The sequence below is a fragment of the Natrialba asiatica DSM 12278 genome (assembly GCF_000337555.1).
In the GTDB taxonomy this organism is placed as follows: Archaea; Halobacteriota; Halobacteria; order Halobacteriales; family Natrialbaceae; genus Natrialba; species Natrialba asiatica.
The window spans coordinates 34257-53445 of sequence record NZ_AOIO01000039.1; the positions used below are offsets into that span (position 1 = coordinate 34257).

Consider the following 19189-nt stretch of genomic DNA (forward strand, 5'->3'; position numbering starts at 1 on the left):
ATCAGTCTGCTTGGCCGCCGGTTCCGGGATTGATCGATCCCATCCGCAGGTCGACGTCGCCGGTCCCGAGTTTGATCGGTTTGCCGACGATGACGTTCTCCGCGACACCGTCGAGTTCATCGATCTCGCCGTGGATCGCTGCGTTCAGCAAGTGATTAACCGTCACCTCGAACGCCGCCCGCGCGAGGACGGAGTCTTTCGATCCAGAGATGCCGTGGCGGCCGATCGACTCGATCTCGCCACGATTGGTCATGATGTCCGCGACGAGCATCAGGTGACGAACGTTCACGTCGTCGAGGCCCTGCTCTGCGAGCGTGTTGTTCGTCTCCTCGATAATGGCCTCGCGGGCGGCCTCGATACCGAGGTTGCGGTGGATCTCGTGGATGTTGTTACACGTCGTCCGCGAGGCGTCGACGCCGTCGATCTCGAGCACGTCGCCGAAGGCAGACCCCTCGGTGTAGAGGACGAACTGCTCGCCGCCGTCGTCCAATTCCTCGCGACGGATGACAACGCGAGAGACCTCCTCGATCCCTTTGAACGTAATATCTCGCAGTTCCTCGACGAGTTGGAGCAAGTCACGGTAGGACGGTTCCTCCGGACCGAACTCGATTTCGGTACCGTTCTGAATCGCCTTCACGCCGAGGTTATCCTCGATGATTTCAGCGACCTCGTCGGGCGTGATCAGGCGCTCTTCGAGCGTCTCCTCGTTGAGCGAAATCTGAACGCGCATATCGGCAACGTTCGTCGACACGTCACCCAAGGCGAGGATCTTCGTCGCCTCGATATTCCAGACGACTTCGTGGGCCTTCTCGCGTTCGGTCGCATATTCATTCTCGAGATATACCGTCATCATCGGCGTATCCGGCGTCTTCCGAGCGTCGACGAGTTCGATCAGTCGCGGCAGCCCCTGGGTCACGTCGATCTCTGCGACTCCCGCGTAGTGGAACGTGTTCATCGTGAGCTGCGTCCCCGGCTCCCCGATCGACTGTGCGGAGACGGTTCCGACGGGTTCGAGCGGTTCGACGCGGGTGTCGATGTAGCGTGCCTCGACCGCCTTCGCGAGTTCGTCCGCATCTTCGACGGTCGCGTCGCCGCGGTCCTCCAGGGTTGCATAGACCTCATCCTTGAGCCGCCGGGGGAGAGTGGTGTCCTCAACAATGGCGATCGTGTCGTCGTCGACGGCGTAGTCGACCTCAGTCATCCGAAGGCACCTCCGTTTCCTCGGCAAAGCGAGTATCCGCGTGCTCGGAGAGGTTCGTCGGCTGGCGCGTCATGCCGAGGAACTCCTCTTTCTCGGCCTCGGAGGCGAACTCCGAGTCCAGGACGCGATCCGCGATCTGGGCGACCTCGATATCGTTGTCGTCGTCCGAGGAAACCTTGACCGGCGAGGTTCCGTCCTCGCCGAACTCGAACTGGACGATCGTATCGCTCGTGTCCCGAACCGTACCGTCGTACTGCGCTTCGAGTTCGGAGAGCGCGTTGATCAGCCGCCGCTGCAGGTAGCCCGACTTCGAGGTCCGGACTGCCGTGTCGACCAGGCCCTCGCGGCCACCCATCGCGTGGAAGAAGAACTCTCGCGGCGTCAGACCGCTGGTGTAGGAGTTCTCGACGAAGCCGTGTGCCTCCGCGGAGAGGTCGTTCGGCTGATAGTGGCTGAGGGTACGATCCTCGTAACCCCGGTTGATCCGCTCGCCGCGAACCGCCTGCTGGCCGACGGCACCGGCCATCTGGGTCAGGTTGAGCATCGACCCACGCGCGCCCGAGTTCGCCATGACGACCGCCGGATTCTCGTCGGAGAAGTGCTCGTCGGCGATGTTCCCGGCGTTGTCGCGGGCCCGCGAAAGCGTCTGCATGATCTTCATCTCGAGGGTTTCATCGAGCGTCCGGCCCGGCAGCGATTCGAGTTCACCGCGCTCGTAGGCCTCGATGAGTTCCTCGACGCGATCGTTCGCGTCCTCGATCGTCTCGTCGATGCGCTCCTGTGCCGCCTCCGGGATCGTCTCGTCGTCGATGCCGATCGAGAACCCGAAGTGCATGATCGCACGCATCGCCAGCGTCGAGACCTCGTTGATGAAGATCCGCGAGCGCGTGTTGCCGTAGACCTTCGTAATGGTGTCGACGATCTCGCCGCCGAACTCGCCGACCTCGTCCTCGGCGATCGTTCCCTCGATCAACTGGCCCTCCTCGATGACGACTTCGTCGCCGACCGTGCCGGTGAACTCGAGGTTCAGGTCGTCCGGCAGGAGTTCGGAGAAGACGTCGTAGCCGGTCCAGAACGGCTCGCCGGCGTCGTCGATGCCGCTCGGTTCGGGCAGTTCGTCGATCCGAGTCGCACGCAGCAGGTCGAGCGCCTGCGTCTCGTTGAACCGCGGATTGTCGTGGGTCAGGAGGTACATCCCACTGATGTGGTCCTGAATGGCCCCGATGATGTTCTCCCCGAACCGCGGCGAGAGAATCTGCTCCTGAACTCGCATGAGCACGCGGGCCTCTGCACGAGCTTCCTCGTTTTGCAGCGCGTGCATGTTCATCTCGTCGCCGTCGAAGTCGGCGTTGTACGGCGGGCAGACGACGGTGTTCAGCCGGAACGTCTTGTACGGCATAACCACGACCTCGTGGGCCATAATCGACATCCGGTGGAGCGACGGCTGGCGGTTGAAGATGACGATGTCGCCGTCGACCATGTGACGGTTGACCTCCCAGCCGGCCTGGACTTTCTCCGCGAGTTGCTCGCAGTTCTTCTCGGTGACCTTCAGTCGGCGACCGTCGGGTCGGCGGACGTAGTTCGCGCCGGGGTGGGCCTCGGGCCCGTTGGAGACGTAGCGACGAGCCTCCTCCAGGTTTCGCTCCGTGACGTTCATCGTCTGGGTCATCTCCTTTGCGACCCGGTCCGGAACGCCGACCTCGTTCAGGCTAAGGGTCGGGTCCGGCGAGATGACGGTCCGTGCGGAGAAGTTCACACGCTTCCCGGACAGCGAGCCGCGGAAGCGCCCTTCCTTGCCCTTCAGGCGCTGCGAGAGCGTCTTGAGCGGCCGACCGGAGCGGTGGCGAGCCGGCGGCGTCCCCGAAATCTCGTTGTCCATGAAGGTGGTGACGTGGTACTGCAGCAGTTCCCAGAGGTCCTCGATGATCAGCTGTGGCGCGCCGGCCTCACGATTCTCCATGAACCGCTGGTTGATCCGGATGATGTCGACCAGTTTGTGCGTGAGGTCGTCCTCACTTCGCTGGCCGTTGTCGAGCGTGATCGACGGTCGCGCCGTCACCGGTGGGACGGGGAGGACGGTGAGGATCATCCACTCCGGGCGCGAGCGCTCGGCATCGATGCCGAGCACTTCGATGTCCTCGTCCGGAATGGCCTCGAACCAGTCCCGGATGTCGCTCGGCATCAGCTTGTTCGTGTCCTCTTCCGTGAGGTCGATATCCAGCGCCTTCTCGATCGCTTTGCGCTGATTCTCGCGCGGACGGAACGATCCCGAGAGGATCTCGTTGATCCGCGAGAGTTCAATGTCGGTCTCCTCGGCGAGTTCGTCCGGCGAGGTTCGCTCGATGCCTTCCTCCTCGTCGCCCTGCATCGCGCCGGCGATCCGCTGGGAGTACTCGCTGGTGAGGACCTGCTGGACCTCGTAGTAGGTGGTCGGCTTCTCGTGGTCGATATCGTACTGGATCTCGCCGCAGAACGGACAGCGATCCTTCTTTCGGGCCTGCCGAATCGCGGCCTTCGTCACGTCGTTTAAGTCCCGCCCGAGCTTTCGCGATTCGTCGATCTGGTCGCGGAACTCGCCGCGTTCGTCTTCGGTCAACAGCAGGCGCGAACACTCACGACAGGTCCCGCGCAGGAGCCGGCGAATGAGCTTCGTGAAGCCGACGTGGATGACCGGCGCGGCGAGTTCGATGTGGCCGAAGTGTCCGTTACACGACCCCGAGTGCTTCCCGCAGGTCTTGCACTCCAGTCCGGGGTCGATCACGCCGAGCCGTGGATCCATCAGCCCCATGTCGATGGGGAAGCCGTCGTCGTCGTAGGTGTCGGCGGTGATGATCTTCGTCGCGCTCATCTCCCGGTACTCCTCGGGCTCCATCAGCCCGAAGTTGATCGATCCGATATCTTTTGGTGTACTGTTTCGCATTGTTTTAGACAGCGTCTGCCAGTTCCAGTCGCGGTGCGATTCCCAGCGCCTTCATCTCGTCCAACAGGAGCTTGAACGCGTAACTCATCTCGATTTCGTGGATGTCCGTCTCCTCGCCGCAGTTCGGACAGTAGACGCGTCGTTGCTCGACGTTCTCGACCGCACTCATCCCACACTGCCCACAGATGTTGATGAACTCGCGGTCGGACTCGTCCAGGAGTCGTTCCTTGAGCGTCATCGCGGCACCGTGGCCGATGAAGACGTCGCGTTCCATCTCCCCGATACGGAGGCCACCCTCGCGGGCCCGCCCTTCGGTCGGTTGGCGGGTCAGCACCTGCACCGGCCCGCGCGAACGGGCGTGCAGCTTGTTCGAGACCATGTGATAGAGTTTCTGATAGAAAATGATCCCGACGAAGATCTCGGCTTCGATTTTTTCGCCCGTCACGCCGGAGTACATCGTCTCCTTCCCGGCGGAGTTAAAGCCGGCATCCTCAAGCCCGTCGCGGAGTTCGGACTCGTCTTCGCCGAGGAAGGGCGTCCCGTCGACGCGCCGTCCTTCCATCGCACCGAGTTTCCCCCCGATCATCTCGAGGATGTGCCCGACCGTCATCCGCGACGGCAGCGCGTGCGGGTTGACGATCAGGTCCGGCACGACGCCGTTCTCGGTAAAGGGCATGTCCTCCTGGGGTGCGAGGTGGCCGACGACGCCCTTCTGTCCGTGGCGGGATGCGAACTTGTCCCCGAGTTCGGGAATGCGCTCGTCGCGCACGGAAACCTTCGAGAGTTTCGAGCCGTCCTCGCCTTCCATCAGCGTGACGGTGTCGACGACGCCCGACTCGCCCGAGCGCATGGTAACGGAGGTCTCACGGCGCTTCTGCGGCGAGAGGCCGCCCATGTCGTCCGGCTCCTCGAGGAATCGCGGCGGGCTCGTCTTGCCGAGCAAGACGCTGTTCTCGTCGACGTCCGTCTCGGGGTTGACGAGGCCGTCTTCGTCCAGGTGCGCGTAGGCGTCCTCACCGCGCGCGCCGCGGACGTCCTGGGAGGGGACCTCGAAGCGGTCCTCCTGGCCGCCCGGGTATCGGCGTTCCTCGCCCTCGTAGGTCCGGAAGAAGTGCGATCGGGCGAGTGCGCGCTCGACCGAGGCCTTGTTCATGACGAGTGCGTCCTCGATGTTGAACCCCTCGTAGCTCATCACGGCGACGACGAAGTTCTGGGCCGCGGGTCGGTCGTCGAAGCCGATCTGCTCGGTCGTCTGAGTCTTGACCATCGAGAGCTGCGGATAGTGCAGCAGGTGCTGGCGCGTGTCCGGCCGAATTCGGTAGTTGGCCGAGGGCAGCCCCAGCGACTGCTTGACCATCCCCGCCCCCATCGTAATTCGCGGTGACGCGTTGTGCTCCGGGTACGGAATCATCCCCGCACCGATCCCGAAGATGAGCTGCGGGTCGATCTCGAGGTGGGTATGCTCCTCGTTCAGGTCGTCCTCGTCGACGGCGACGTAGATGTCCTCTTCCTCCTCGGCGTCGATGAACTCGATGTAGCCGTGATCGACGAGATCCTCGAACTCGAGTTCGTCGTTCTGGAGGGCTTGGATCTCCTGGTCGGAGATGCGTGGTTCGCCGTCTTCGACGACGAGCAGCGGGCGGCGAGCGCGTCCCGCATCGGCGTTGACGATCACTTCGCGGGTACGTTCTTTGACCGAGACGTTGACCATCTCGCTGACGTCGCCGATTCGTCGTGCTTCGCGGATCTGTGCTGCAAGCTCGTGCGGGTTCGGGTGCGTTCCCACCAGCGACCCGTTGACGTAGACCTTGGCGTCTCGTTGTTGGCTGCTCATGATTTATTAGTCGTCTGCCGGTGATGTCGTTCGTTCGATGCCTTCGAGACCGGGAATCCCTTCGACCCCCATCGAGGCGAGTTCACGTTTGAGCGATTGCTCGTCCTCGATGTTCTGAGAGAGTTCCATCGCCTGCGCGAAGTTCTTGACCAGTCCACAGTTCGGTCCTTCCGGCGTCTCGGAAGGACAGATGCGTCCCCACTGGGTTGCGTGGAGGTCTCGCGCTTCGAAGTGCGGCTGGCTGCGCGAAAGCGGACTGCGCAGGCGACGAAGGTGCGAGAGAACCCCCATGAAGTCGGTTCGGTCCACCAGTTGGGAGACGCCCGAGCGGCCGCCGACCCAGTTCCCCGTCGCGATCGGGTGCTCCAGGCGTTCGGTGAGTACGTCCGAGCGGACGACCGTCGAGACAGACAGGTTCCGGTTTCGCATGTTGGCGCGCTCGAGCTGGTACTTCACGTCGCGTGCGAGCTTGTTCAGCGCCGTCCGGAACAGGTCTTTCATCAGGTCGCCGGAGACCTTCAGCCGCTTGTTGGCGTAGTGGTCCTTGTCGTCTGCCTCGCGACGGTTGAGCGCGAGTTCGAAGCAGGCCTCGGCCATCCGGCAGAGGTAGTGGGCTTTGTTGATTCGGACGTCTTCTTCCTCGACGCCGTCCTCGTGGAGGTGCGGCAGGAGATAGCGGTCGATAACGTAGTTCGCTCGTTTGAGCTGGTAGTTCTTGCCCTGGCCGGAGGCGACGCGTTTCCCGAGTTCTTCGATGGCACCCTCCTCGGTCTGGACGTCCGCCTCCTCCAGATTTTCGAGCATGTACTTGACGACCTCGGGGTCGTTCGAGACCTTGTGGACGATCTCTTCGTCCGATTCGAGGCCGAGGGCCCGCACGAGCGTCACGAAGTTGATAGAGCCGGAGACGGAGGGGAAGCTCACCTCGAGCAGGCCGTCGCGAGTTCGCTCACAGAGAACGAGCGCTCGGTAGCCACGGCGCTGGGAGAAGGTCTTTGCGACCTGGATCTCGTCGCCGTACTTGGTGTCGTATTCGGCGAGGATCTTGTTCGGCGCGAGGTCCTCGCTGGTCATCAGCACGCGCTCGGAGCCGTTGACGATGAAATAGCCCCCCGGGTCCGCCGGATCTTCGCCGATCTCGATCAGTTCCTCGTCCGAGAAGCCGGCGATGTTACACTTATCGGAGCCGACCATGATCGGCATCCGACCGATCTTCGTCTCCGTGGAGTCGACGACTCGCTGGTCGCCTTCTTCGCCCTTGACGATCGACATCTCCATGAAGACCGGTGCGGAGTACGTGATGTTTCGGAGGCGGGCCTCCTGTGGGTAGAGGAGTTCCTCGGAGCCGTCGGCCTCCCGAACGCGGGGCGTGACGACACGCACGTCGCCAAGCTCGACGTGGACCGGTTCTTCGCCTTCCTTGTCGCCGATATCCGTATCGATGGTTTCCTTCTCGTCGACGACCTCCTGCATCCCCCGGTTGAGGAAGGAGTTGAACGAGCGGTAGTGATGTTCTGCGAGCCGTTCCCTCGAGAAGTATTCGCGTGAGATGTCCCGTCGTTTCTCGCGGTTGAGTTCTATTGCCATTTATTCCACCACAAGTCGGTATACGACTGCCTGATCGGTTGTGCGTGAGTCGCGGACGATCTTGATGACGTCGCCGAGCTCCGCCTCGTCCGGGATCGCGGGATCGGTCCGTTTGATTTTCGGCAGATCTGTGCGGTCGATGTCGTACTCGGAAAGGACCTCCTCGAGCGTCTCCTCCTCGAGGATGGAGTGGTCCGGCACGAGTTCGTGTTGGCTTACGTCTACCATGTATTGATGTGCGTGTGCGCTATTGGGAGAGAAGCGGCTGTCACGAGATACTACAGCCACGTAGCGGCGGCAGGCATTTAACGGTTTCTAACTCGACTCAGAAGCGTCGCTGTTCGACCGGGCGGACCTGACCGGAGTAACCGATCACACTCGTGAATAGCCGATTCTCAGTTAAATTCCTTGTGGGTCGTGTGAGGGACCCACACAATAATCGAAAGTCGCGGATAGTTGTGTCCCGATTTCCCGTACCACGGCGCGTTCAATTGGAAACCCTTAATACTCTCACCGGGAAATCAAGAGTTGCAAGCCCGGGTGGTGTAGTGGCCCATCATACGACCCTGTCACGGTCGTGACGCGGGTTCAAATCCCGCCTCGGNCCGGGTGGTGTAGTGGCCCATCATACGACCCTGTCACGGTCGTGACGCGGGTTCAAATCCCGCCTCGGGCGTCTTCTTCGATATTAACTCAGTAAGCGATCGATACAGTCGCGTCACAAACACACTGAATTGAAGCGCGACAGAATCGGAATTTGAACACAAAGCGTCGTATGCCCGAATCAGTCGAACAGCGACCGCAGCCCGGAACGTTTCTGTCGGGTTCAACTCTTGCTTTGGGCGTCTTCTTCCGCAAACGAATTCGACGAGAGGACAAGATATCCAACAGTTGGCGACAGTCTCGCGACGATGATGGCTCACGCCTTCGTCCGGGCCGACCGGCACCAGTCTGTGACAACCAAGTCGCGTGAACTCGTTTTGGGGACCTGACTATTTCTCCGGCCAATTGGACTTTGGTGGCGGAGACCACGGTCACGTGTACGAGATAGAGTTCACCAGCGGCGAGTTCGTACCTGTTCGTATTAGCACATGATAACGAGTCCAGAACAAAACCCTTAATACTCTCACCGGGAAATCAAGAGTTGCAAGCCCGGGTGGTGTAGTGGCCCATCATACGACCCTGTCACGGTCGTGACGCGGGTTCAAATCCCGCCTCGGNAAGCCCGGGTGGTGTAGTGGCCCATCATACGACCCTGTCACGGTCGTGACGCGGGTTCAAATCCCGCCTCGGGCGTCTTCTTCGATATTAACTTCGTAAGCAATGCTATCATGATTTCTCTTAAAGGCTGATTTTATCAGGGAGTCGAGGAGGACACCATCCGCGAGTTATTATGTGAAGACTCGTCCATATATTATAGCGGTTATGAGTACCAAACAAACAGGAGATGAAACAGAAGCGAAGGTCATGAGTTGGTTGATTGCAGCGGGATATACGGTCTCGGTGCCGTTCGGGGACAACGAAAAGTATGATCTCGTACTGGACACTGGCGCTGAACTGGTCCGAGTACAGTGTAAAACCGGGTGGCGAGAAGAGGACGGCGCAGTCCTCCGATTCAAGACCACCAGTAAGACGACGGTCGACGGGACTGTGACGAGGGTTGATTACGGCGAGACGATCAATGCGTTTGCTGTCCGCTGTCCGGTGACAGATAAATTGTACTGGGTCCCGGTCGAGGAGGCCGGATCGAAAAGCACATATTTGCGGCTCAAGTCCCCTAAAATCGACCATCCGAGCGTGAATTTGGCCGCTGAATATCGCTTCGATGAAGTGCTGTAGTGACTGTGAGCACCGATACTAGAGACCTATTATATAGCCAGTGAACCAGTATGTCGGTAGCAGGTGAACACATCGAGCACTGGAAGGATAATTTTTAGTACACATTAGTCAGTTATAGCAGTAGTTACCGCTCCACGATCGCGTGATTCGTGGAAAGCGGATGAGAACGCAAGCTACCGCCCCGATTATGTCACAGTCGATCACCGTCCTCGTCGTCGACAACGAGCCAGGATTCGCCGACCTCGCCGGAGAGATGCTCGAACGCGAACGATCTGAACTCGTCGTCGAGGCAGCAACGAGCGGGGAGGAGGCGCTCGAGTTCATCGAGCGACGCGATGTCGACTGTATCGTCAGCGATTACGAGATGCCGGATTTGACGGGGCTGGAGCTGCTCGAACGCGTTCGAGAGGACGATCCGGAGGTTCCGTTTGTGCTCTTCACGGGACGAGGGTCGGAGGCGGTTGCGAGCGAGGCGATCGACGCGGGAGTGACCCAGTATTTGCAAAAGGGGACGGGGCAGGAGCAGTATGCGTTGCTCGCGAATCAGATTACGAACGCGGTCGCCCAGTATCGAGCGGAGACGGAGTTGCGCGAGAGCGAGCGCCGTTACGAGCGGACGGTGACGACGCTCCACGAGACGACGCGGGAGTTGATGCGGGCCGAAACGAAGGCGGGAATTTACGAGACGGCGGTCGAGACGGCGGCGGAGATGGGAGGTGTGGTCGCTGCTGCGGCGTACGCGTTCGAGTCGACGGCGCGGATGCTCGACCACGTCGTATCGGCGTCGGCCGAGGAGGTGTGCGGGGTTGTCGATTCCGAAATCGAAGCCGCGCGCGAAGACGGCCTCGTCTGGGAAGCGTTCTCGGCGGGGACGACGACCCGGTACGAGGCGTGTACGCGGCCGGGTGGGATTTTGAAGACCGAGCTGGTTCAGCGAAGCGAAATCGTCGTTCCGCTCGGCTCGCACGGAGCGTTAGTTGCGGGGACGGACGCGGAGTCGTTCGACGAGACGACGGCCGAGGTCGTCGAGATACTGGCGGCGAATACCGAAGCGGCGCTCGATCGGGCGGAACGCGAACAGTTGCTCCGCGAGCACGACCGGACGTTGACACGTCAGAACGAGGAGTTGACGCGGCTCAACCACATCAACGAGATCATCCGTGAGATCAACCACGGAGTCGCACAGGCCTCGACGCGCAGCGGGATCGAATCGACCGTCTGTGAACGGCTTGCCGACACCGACCGCTACCGGTTCGCCTGGATCGCAAGCGACGACCCACCGGTGCCGACGGCCTGGACCGGCGTCGATGCGGCGTACATGGATCGCATTCGGGAGGCGAGCGATCAGGCTCCAGAAGTGGCGCTGATCCGGCAGACGCTCGCGACCGAACAACCCTGTGTCGTTCGCGACGTACTCGATGCCGAGCCCTGGGAACAACGGCGAGCGGAGGCGCTGACTTACGGCTTCCAACGTGTCCTCGCCGTACCACTCACGGACGGCGAGCGCGAGTTCGGCGCGCTGCTGGTCCATATCGGCGGCGGCGACGAGATCGGCGACGCCGAGCGCGAGGTGCTTGCCGAACTCGGCGAAACCATCGGCCATGCGATTCACTCGGTCGAACGAACGCGAGCGATGCTTACGGACAGCCGACTCGAACTCGAACTCGAGTGTCGAGACCCCCGATTGCTCTTCAATCGACTGACGACCCGTATCGACGAACCGCTCACCGTCGCGGGCGTGATCGACCGACCGAACGACGAGTTCGTCTGTTTCGTGAGTGCGCCGTCGTCGGTGGACCTCCGCCCAGTTGCGGACGAATGGGCAGTAATCGAGACCTGTTCGGTCGTCTCGGACGGCGACGACGAGACGCTCTTCGAGGTGACGGGATCGACGACGCCGCTTATCGACGTACTGCGGACGTACGACGTGACGGTTCGGACTGCGGTCGCCGAGGCGGGGACCTCGACGCTCGTCTTGGAGGTGCCAAAGCAGGTCGAAGCGCGCACGCTGTTCGAGGCGATCAGCGAACGCTACCCGGACACCGAACTCGAGGCGCGACGCGAGACGGCGAGTGCGCGGTCGGCCCAGCAACTGGACACCCACCTCGAAGAGGAGTTGACCGACAGGCAGTACGAGGCGTTACAGGCGGCACACTACAGCGGCTTTTTCGAGTGGCCCCGGGAGAGTACTGGCGAGGACCTCGCAGGGGTGCTCGACGTCTCTTCGCCGACGTATCAGTACCACCTTCGGGCTGCGGAGCGAAAGCTCGTCGCGCTGGCGCTTGGTCGGTCATCTAAATAATTAGTATGTCTATGAAGGGGCACCTACATAGCTAGAAACCATACTTAACCACCAGCCAATCGTACCGACAAGTGGCGATCTGCGAAGGCTGTCGCCACCCCCCTAATCCCCCACCCCCCCACTTTCCGTAATTCCGTCTCACCGTAACGCAGTGACACTATAACGAACACCGGTGAGTCAGTACTGTGCCGATCGTTCCTGCTGGAGAACACAACAGTGTCAGTGGTCGACCGCGCGATCCCACTCGATCCAGTCCTGTTCCCAGCCTCGTCTGGACTCGGCGCGCCGACGGGCGTGTTCGCGGTCCTCACGAGCCATCCGATTTCGTTCGATAGCGCCGAGTTGCTCGCCGTCGACGAGGAGCGGATTGAACGAAACCGGGCCTCGCTCGGAGCGTGACCCATCAGCCGAGACGGCGACGAGTCGCTGTTGTTGGGTGCCCTGTGGAACGACCAGCCGACCACTTGCGGCTAGTTGCTCGACTACGGCACGCGGAGGCGAGACGACCGCGGCTTCGAGCAGAATACGATCGAACGGGGCGTACTCGGGAAGCCCATCCGCGCCGTCTCGGCAGTCGACGAGCACACCGTCGTAGCCCGCATCCGCGAGGTTCCGTCGGGCTTCGATCACGAGCGGCCGCGCAATGTCGACGGCGTGGACGTTCGTCTCGCCGACGAGTTCAGCCGCGAGTGCGGCGGTGTAACCCACGCCGGCACCGATGACGAGGACGGAGTCGTCGGCGGTGGGCGCGAGTGCGTCGAAGAGCCGAGCGACGGTACTCGGCGCGAGTACGCGCGTCCCGAGGACCTCGTGCTCGCGATCGGCGTAGGCCGTGCGATCGTCGTCGATGAACTCGTGGCGGGGCACGTCCCGCATGGCGACGGCGACGGCCTCGTTCTGGAGGACGTCCTTGGCCGGGGACTCGAGTCCGTCGACCATGTCCTCTCGCAGTACCGCGGGGTCCATAGTCGACGTATCCGACGAGCGAGTATGAATGGCGCGCTTGCGCTGCGGTCGGTTCGCGGACGCCGTCTCGGACGACCCCGAGGTGCTCGCCTCGTCCATCCGTAAGGGGCACCGTCACCGAACGATCAGCCGCGCATCTGGACGAATCGAACCGCCCCGTGTTCGGTTCGATCGAGCGCCTCGGTTCCGGACCCAGTCGGGCGTTTCGTCGCCTCGACGAGCGTCTGCCGGCCGGTTCCGATCGGCGCGAGGATCGCCCCCTCGGGCTGGAGTTGCTCGATCACGGGATCGGGTATCGACGCCGTCGCACAGGTGAAATAGACACCGTCGTAGGGCGCGTGTTCGGCCCATCCCTCGCGACCGTCGCCGACGCGAACGGAGACGTCACCGTAGCCGGTCTCCGCGAGCGTTTCTCGGGCTGGTTCGGCGAGTTCAGCGCTGAACTCGACGCTGTAAACGTTGGCCGCGCCGACGAGTTCGGCGGTGACGGCGGCGTGGTAGCCACAGCCGGTGCCGATTTCGAGCACCTCGTCGCCCGGATCGGGGTCGAGCCGCGCGGCCATGATCGCGACCATGTGCGGGGCGCTGATCGTCTGGCCGTCGCCGATGGGCAGGGGACGGTCGGCGTAGGCGCTTTCGCGCCGATTCTCGGGAACGAACTCGTGACGCGGGGCCGACTCGAGAGCGTCGAGCACGCGCTCGTCGTCGATACGGCGAGCGACGGTTCGAACCAGCCGCTCGCGAGCGGATTCGTAGTCGTCGGAATCGTCGCGGCCGAAGCGATCGAGCATGGTCGTCTGTCGTCGCTCAGGAGCAAGAGCATAACGGGCGCACGTGCGTGCCGCCGCGGGCCGCAGGCCGCGGTCGAAAACGAGTACGGGTGCCACGAGCGCCGGGACAGTGGACGGCAGGTATCGTCGACTACCGAGCGCCGGCTCGGCACGGAACGCGAGCGCCGTCCCATCCGTCACCGGATCGGGTCGGCGACAGCACGTCACGGAGGCCCCCTACCAGGCGGACCACGCACTCGTCGTCTGATCGTACGCGTAGACCCGCTTCGTGTCCTTTGCGGGCACCGTATCGCCTTCCATTTCGTATCGGTCGCGGTGATACCCCTGAACCGCATCGCGGACGACGAAAGCATCGATTTCGAACTCGTCGTCGCCGAACTCCTCGATCTCGCCGACCTCGAACTCGTAGTCGCCAGGGACGTGGACCGTAATGCTTCGGCTGTCGTCCCGCGAGCCGTCCTGCGGGTGGATCGTCACGCTGACCGAGACGTTGTCGACCTCGCGCGTCCAGACGGTCTGTATTTCGTCCGCCGGGGCCTCCTCGACCCGTTTGTGCCCCTCGAGTTCGATGCTCGTCACGCGGACCGTCGAGAGGACGGCCTCCGTTTCGAGGATGAACTCGTCGCCGACTTCGACGGGTTCGTCTTCGGGGGTGGTGACGTTCGCCGAGAAGGACTCGCCGTCCTGGGAGACGATGACGTCAAGCGTGATCTCGCGCTCTCGTTCGGGCTGGATCTTGTGGACGTGGCTGCACTCGCTACAACGGACGGTGAGGGTGCCGCCGCCCTCGGTGAGGACCTCGTGGACCGTCTCGAGGTCCGGCGAGCACGACGGACACGCCGTCGGAATGCGCTCCGGAATATCGTTCATAGCACGGCGTAGACGCTACGTGCCTAAAAGGCGATTGGACCGCGAATCGGTCCGAGCGCTCGGTAGCGGCGGGCGTTCTCGCCACCTGTCTCGGGTGGGCAGTCGTCAGGTAATCGTGGTCAGCCGTCACTCGGTCGGTTCGGTTTCGTCGCCGATGGGCGTCACCCGCTGGCCTGCGTGGACGTATCCGCGCTCGTGCGAACGCGACTCCGCGTCCGGGTGCGCCGTTCTGACGTTCGCGAACTGCACCGGGAGCCCGGCCCCGAGGAAGAAATTCGGGTGATCCTGCACGTGAAAGTGGAGGTGCGGTTCCGTCGAATTCCCCGAGTGCCCGCAGCGGGCGATCCGCTGTCCCCGGGCGACGCAGTCGCCCGGTTCGACCGCGACGCTACCGCGCTGGAGGTGGGCCAGAACGCTGTACTCGCCGTCGTGTTCGATAATCACGTTATTTCCTAGGATGCTCCGCTGGAGCGGGTCCAGCCAGCCGTCGGTCCGGTGGTAATCGCGGTGGTCGTTTCGCACGCTCACGACGGTCCCGTCGGCGGGAGCGAGGATCGGCTCCCCGAAACAGTAGTACTCGTCTGGCGGTCCTCGATCCCCATCGGTCGTTCGGCCGTCCTCGTCGGTGATTACGAAATCGTAGGCGTACCGCTGGGCGTACAGTCCCCAGGAGTGTGAATACTCGCGGTCCGGACTCCCGTTGATGACCGTCCAGGTCCCCTCGAACGGCAGCCGGTAGTCAACCTCGCTCTCGTGGTCCGCAGGCGACGGCAGGCTCCCTCGATACCGCGCAAGGACCGGCAACTGGCCGGCCATCTGTCCGATCCCGGTGACCAACAGCACGGGCTGGAACTGAATCAGGAGCATCGAAACGACCATCCGAAGGGACGTTCCCCGGTCGTCCGTCTCGAGCCAGTCCCTCGGTGCCGGGTCCGTCCGGTCGCCGTCCGAACCCGCACCCGAGAGTAGTCCGGGGATCAACTGAAGAATCGGCCAAAAGGCCGCCAGAAAGAAGAGCGCGAACAGTTTGAGCCCCTCGAGAGAGTCGAACAGGTAGCCGGGAATCGACAGAAATCCGAGTAACGAGACGGTTATCGGATCGGGAAGGCGACGCGCGATCGCCCTCAGCCGGCCCGGATCAGCCCCCGCATCCGAATCGACCGGATGTCGTATTGCCATACTGCTCCCCACAGACCGAGTCGGGATCAACGTTTGGCGAAGAACGTTTCTATAACCATTCCGATATCTTTCGCGACTCAGTCAGTAGCGAACTCGAGTTCAGCGACCGAGCCCGTTTCGTCGAGGGTCGCCCGAACGGTCGTATCGCCGATGTCGACCGACAACCGAACGCGGGGCGGGTCCGTCTCGCTCGACTCGAGTTCGACGGCGGACGTGACGGGTTCGAGTTCCCACCAGTACTGCGTTCGCAGGGGGCGGCCCTGGCGGTGGTACAGCCGTTCGATTTCGGGGTGGGTGAGGAGCACGAATCCGACCGGAACGGACCAGGCAGCGCTGCAGGCGTCGCAGGCGGCGGTAAAACGGATTGACCGTCCGGCTGCGTCGTCGGTGCCGTCGCCGGTCGACTCGAACCCGGGCGCGATCGACGAATAGCACTCCGAACACGTGCCGTCGACGACCAGTTCGTACGACTGGAAGGCGAGCGTCGTCGCGAGTTCGATCAAGTGTTCGATCGACGCGCCCGCCGCCGCGTTCGGCGGCAGCGCCCAGACGAAAAGCGGATGCTCGTTCCCGCAGGAGACGGTGAGAACCCCGTCTCGGTAGGTTGCGGAGACGGCCGCTTCGCAGAACGTACACGCGCTGTCGAGCGGCGTCGGTCCGAGCGTATCGGTGTCAGTGTAGGTTCCGGCGACAATCGCGGTGAGCACCGCTGAGCCCGCGTACGTGAGTCGGTAGCCGCCGTCGCACTTCTCGACGAACGCGCCCCGGAGCTGCTCGAGGTGGTAGCGAAACTGGCCGGAGTCGCGGAGGCCGACGGCTCGCCTGAGCGTCGAAAACTGGACGACCGGAGTGGCCGCCGCCTGCTGGTGCTCGAGGAACGCCCGAAGAATATCGACGCGAATCGAGTTCCCGAGCGCGGCGAAGGCGTCCGCGGGATCGACGCGCGCGGGAGCGGCGGCGTCCGTATCTGCGTTTTCCGCGGTGAACTCGTCCGCGTCCGTCTCCCTGTTCGTATTCGCGTCCATCTCGGCGTCGGAGTCGTCCGTCGTGTCGTCCATGGCGACCGATGTGCGAGCGAAGCCGGTTACTGTCCCGGCAGGTCGAGTTCTTCCCCGTCGGCGTACACCGTCGGCTCGCGGATGATGCCGTCGAGGTGGATCGGCGCTTCCACGTCGCCGCCGATACCGGCGTCGTCGCCGATAGCGATGTGGACCGTACCGCCGGCCTTCTCGTCGAGCAGGACCGAGCCGACGAGTTCGGTGACGGCGACGTTGGTTCCGATACCGAGTTCCGCGAGGTTACGGGCGGCGTCGCCCACGTCTTCGGCCGCGCTCTCGACCGTCTCACGGATGTCGTCGTCCGAGATGTCCGTGACGAAGCCGTCCTCGACCTCGAAGGAGAGGGGCCGTTCGTCATCGAGCAGGCCGTGGGGCATCATCGTCCCGTCGACGACGAACGTGCCGGTCGCGGTCTCGGGGCTGACGAACACCTCGCCCGCGGGGAGGTTCGACATGACGCCGGCTTCGTGGACGATGCCGGTGTCCGAGAGGAACTCGCGGTCGCCGATCCCGAACGTGATGTCGGTTCCTGCGGGCGCGGTGACGCGGATTTCGCCCGCGCCGTCGACCTGTTCGCGAACGTCGGCGCAGTGGTCGGCGATCAGTTCGTAGTCGGCGTCGAGACCGGTCGTGAAGACTTCCTCGGTGATGCCGGGGAGCGTGGCGACGCGCGCACCGGCCTCGTTGGCCTCGGTGCGGGCGCGGGTGTGGCTCAGGCTCTTGGTCGTCGGGGCGAGGACGACGTCCGCGCCGGCCATCGCGGCCGCGACCGGCGCGGGCGGTTCGCCGCCGTGGGTTTCTCCCGGCGGGTAGCGGACGATCACCGCGTCGTCCGTGATCTCGCTCGCTACCTGGTAGAGGGCCTCGCCGATCGGCTCGCGCTTGTCGTCGGTAATGATCGCACAGGATTCGCCCGACTCGAGCGCCAGACACTGTTCGACGGCCGTCGTGGACGGACCGCGAAGATCGGAATCAGAAGCGGACATACCTCAGCGTGGGCACGGCGAGCGAATATGTCTTCCCCTCCGGCGGTTCCACGCTGGTGAACTCGATAGCCGATCGGCTACGGTCCGTCTGCCGGTGCGACGACGCAGTAGCCGACGCCAAACGCTCTTTTGGAATCGCTACAACGAACATTTCACCTTGGCTGATAGTTATGGGGACGACTCGCGACGATCACCGTATGAACGAGTTCACTCGCCGAGGTGTCCTCCGCGTCGTCGGCGCGGCCGGGGCGGTCGGTACCGTCGCCGTTGCGGGGTGTCTCGACGCGTCGGCAGACGGTGCGCCGAACGGCGGTGACGAGATCGACGAATACGACGAGATCGCCTGGAGGTACGACACCGGCGGCAGCGTCGAAACCGTTCGAGACGGCATCCTCTACGGGCGAGAGGATTTCGTGGACGGCACCGGCGGCGTCCTCGCTCTCGATGCCGCGACCGGCGAGCCCGAGTGGCGCTTCGGACGAACGGGTGGGTACAGCTCGTACACAGCACCCATCGTCGACGAGTTCGTCTACACCGGCTACGGCGACGACGCGATCGGTAGCGGCTCGGGGTCCGTCTACGCGCTCTCCGAGGACGGCACCGAGCGCTGGACGGGCGAGACGGGAAGCGTCTATCACCGGCCGCGTCTCGCCGACGGATTGCTGGTCGTCGGCAGCGACGACGGGGTCGTCCGCGGATTCGACCGCGACAGCGGCGACGAACTGTGGGCCGTCTCGGTCGGGGGCGAGGACGAGGGAAAGAGCGACCCCGCACCACCGAGTCCGACGGTCGAAACCGTCGTCGATGGCACCGCGTACGTCACCGACGACGAGGTCCTCTGCGCGCTCGACCTCGCGAACGGCGACGAACGGTGGCGCTACGACGCCGGGAACCGGCTCTCGTCGCTCGAAGTTACGGACGCCGTCTTCTANCGGTGGCGCTACGACGCCGGGAACCGGCTCTCGTCGCTCGAAGTTACGGACGCCGTCTTCTTCACGACGCGAGAGCGCGTGGGGTCGGTCTCGGCCGGCGACGGCACCGAACGCTGGACGACCGAACTCGAATCGGTGAAGCGACTCCGCGCCGTCGTCCGGGGGACCGTCTTCGTCGTTCGCGGAGACGACCTCTTCGCGATGGACGCCGCGGACGGAACGGAACGCTGGTGCGACGAGACCAATACGGATACCGATCGGACGATCCACGTCGCTGCGAGCGCCGAAACCGACGGTGACGAGCGCACCTACATCGCTTCCGACGCGGACTCCGACTCCGATCCCGCAACCCTGCGCGCGCTGGCGCTCACCGGCGACGAACGGTGGTCGACTGAACTCGGCGGCGAGAAGGAGCAAGCGGGCGCGAAACCGAAACCGAAAACCGAAACCGAACCCCGCTCGATTTCGGCCGCCGACGGCTCGGTGTACGTCGTGACCGCCGACGCGATCCACCGGTACGAGTTCGGCGGCGAAAATCACTCGGCGGTGCCGATCGCCGATATTGGGAGCCACGTCGTCGACGAACTCGTGTACGTCGGCACTCGAGATGCCGTGTACGGACTCCGCTTTTGAGCCGCGATCGAACCCGCCTGGAAACTCTCAACCGAGTAAAAATCCCCCGAGAAGCCTCGAAACGGTTATCCGACTCGGTAGTGGACTGCCG

General features: G+C 63.3%; 14 protein-coding genes and 4 tRNA genes. 7 read left to right on the forward strand and 11 right to left on the reverse strand.

The window, feature by feature from the left end; translation table 11 throughout:
- Position 1: 1 nt before the first annotated feature.
- From rpoA2 to C481_RS17125, 5 genes are read right to left on the reverse strand one after another with little or no spacing between them, the layout of a single operon-like run.
- Entirely contained in the window at positions 2 to 1201 is a 1200-nt protein-coding gene (gene rpoA2 / locus C481_RS17105; protein ID WP_006110581.1) for a DNA-directed RNA polymerase subunit A'', read from the reverse strand.
- Positions 1194 to 4121, reverse strand: a complete 2928-nt coding sequence (locus C481_RS17110) for a DNA-directed RNA polymerase subunit A' (RefSeq protein ID WP_006110582.1) — start codon at positions 4119 to 4121, stop codon at positions 1194 to 1196. The genes rpoA2 and C481_RS17110 overlap by 8 nt, the downstream gene beginning before the upstream one ends.
- 4 nt (positions 4122 to 4125) lie before the next feature.
- Entirely contained in the window at positions 4126 to 5955 is a 1830-nt protein-coding gene (gene rpoB, locus C481_RS17115) for a DNA-directed RNA polymerase subunit B (protein ID WP_006110583.1), read from the reverse strand.
- 6 nt (positions 5956 to 5961) lie between these two features.
- Positions 5962 to 7542, reverse strand: coding sequence for a DNA-directed RNA polymerase subunit B'' (locus C481_RS17120; protein ID WP_006110584.1), 1581 nt, complete (start codon positions 7540 to 7542; stop codon positions 5962 to 5964).
- Positions 7543 to 7770, reverse strand: coding sequence for a DNA-directed RNA polymerase subunit H (locus C481_RS17125; RefSeq protein ID WP_006110585.1), 228 nt, complete (start codon positions 7768 to 7770; stop codon positions 7543 to 7545).
- Positions 7771 to 8076: 306 nt separating this feature from the next.
- Between C481_RS17125 and C481_RS17130 the strand changes: the two genes are divergently transcribed.
- From C481_RS17130 to C481_RS17155, 6 genes are all read left to right on the forward strand, one after another.
- Positions 8077 to 8149: transfer RNA gene (locus C481_RS17130), tRNA-Asp, on the forward strand.
- A tRNA-Asp gene (locus tag C481_RS17135) sits at positions 8146 to 8218 on the forward strand. The genes C481_RS17130 and C481_RS17135 overlap by 4 nt, the downstream gene beginning before the upstream one ends.
- A 474-nt stretch (positions 8219 to 8692) precedes the next feature.
- A tRNA-Asp gene (locus tag C481_RS17140) sits at positions 8693 to 8774 on the forward strand.
- Positions 8766 to 8838: transfer RNA gene (locus tag C481_RS17145), tRNA-Asp, on the forward strand. Before C481_RS17140 ends, C481_RS17145 begins: the two co-directional genes overlap by 9 nt.
- A 129-nt stretch (positions 8839 to 8967) precedes the next feature.
- Positions 8968 to 9381, forward strand: a complete 414-nt coding sequence (locus C481_RS17150; RefSeq protein ID WP_006110586.1) for a group I intron-associated PD-(D/E)XK endonuclease — start codon at positions 8968 to 8970, stop codon at positions 9379 to 9381.
- Between the two features lie 187 nt (positions 9382 to 9568).
- The gene (locus tag C481_RS17155) at positions 9569 to 11683 is read left to right on the forward strand and encodes a bacterio-opsin activator domain-containing protein (RefSeq protein ID WP_006110587.1); all 2115 of its coding nucleotides are present in this window, start codon (positions 9569 to 9571) and stop codon (positions 11681 to 11683) included.
- 219 nt (positions 11684 to 11902) lie between these two features.
- On the opposite strand, the gene C481_RS17160 is transcribed toward C481_RS17155, so the two are convergent.
- The 6 genes from C481_RS17160 to C481_RS17185 form a co-directional block, all read right to left on the reverse strand.
- Positions 11903 to 12649 (reverse strand): protein-L-isoaspartate O-methyltransferase family protein, encoded by a 747-nt coding sequence (locus C481_RS17160; RefSeq protein WP_049904740.1) that lies wholly within the window; start codon positions 12647 to 12649, stop codon positions 11903 to 11905.
- 125 nt (positions 12650 to 12774) lie between these two features.
- On the reverse strand, positions 12775 to 13440 hold the full coding sequence (locus C481_RS17165) for a protein-L-isoaspartate(D-aspartate) O-methyltransferase (protein ID WP_006110589.1): 666 nt from the start codon (positions 13438 to 13440) through the stop codon (positions 12775 to 12777).
- Between the two features lie 216 nt (positions 13441 to 13656).
- Positions 13657 to 14310, reverse strand: a complete 654-nt coding sequence (locus C481_RS17170; protein ID WP_006110590.1) for an HVO_0476 family zinc finger protein — start codon at positions 14308 to 14310, stop codon at positions 13657 to 13659.
- Positions 14311 to 14436: 126 nt separating this feature from the next.
- Positions 14437 to 15489, reverse strand: a complete 1053-nt coding sequence (locus C481_RS17175; RefSeq protein ID WP_006110591.1) for a M23 family metallopeptidase — start codon at positions 15487 to 15489, stop codon at positions 14437 to 14439.
- Positions 15490 to 15566: 77 nt separating this feature from the next.
- Positions 15567 to 16547: a winged helix-turn-helix domain-containing protein gene (locus tag C481_RS17180; RefSeq protein WP_006110592.1), complete on the reverse strand. Its 981-nt coding sequence runs from the start codon at positions 16545 to 16547 to the stop codon at positions 15567 to 15569.
- Between the two features lie 26 nt (positions 16548 to 16573).
- Positions 16574 to 17533: an aminopeptidase gene (locus C481_RS17185; protein ID WP_006110593.1), complete on the reverse strand. Its 960-nt coding sequence runs from the start codon at positions 17531 to 17533 to the stop codon at positions 16574 to 16576.
- 197 nt (positions 17534 to 17730) lie between these two features.
- On the opposite strand from C481_RS17185, the gene C481_RS17190 reads away from it, so the two are divergent.
- A complete protein-coding gene (locus tag C481_RS17190) occupies positions 17731 to 19098 on the forward strand; it encodes an outer membrane protein assembly factor BamB family protein (RefSeq protein ID WP_049904741.1) in 1368 nt (455 codons plus the stop codon).
- The last annotated feature ends 91 nt before the right edge of the window (positions 19099 to 19189 follow it).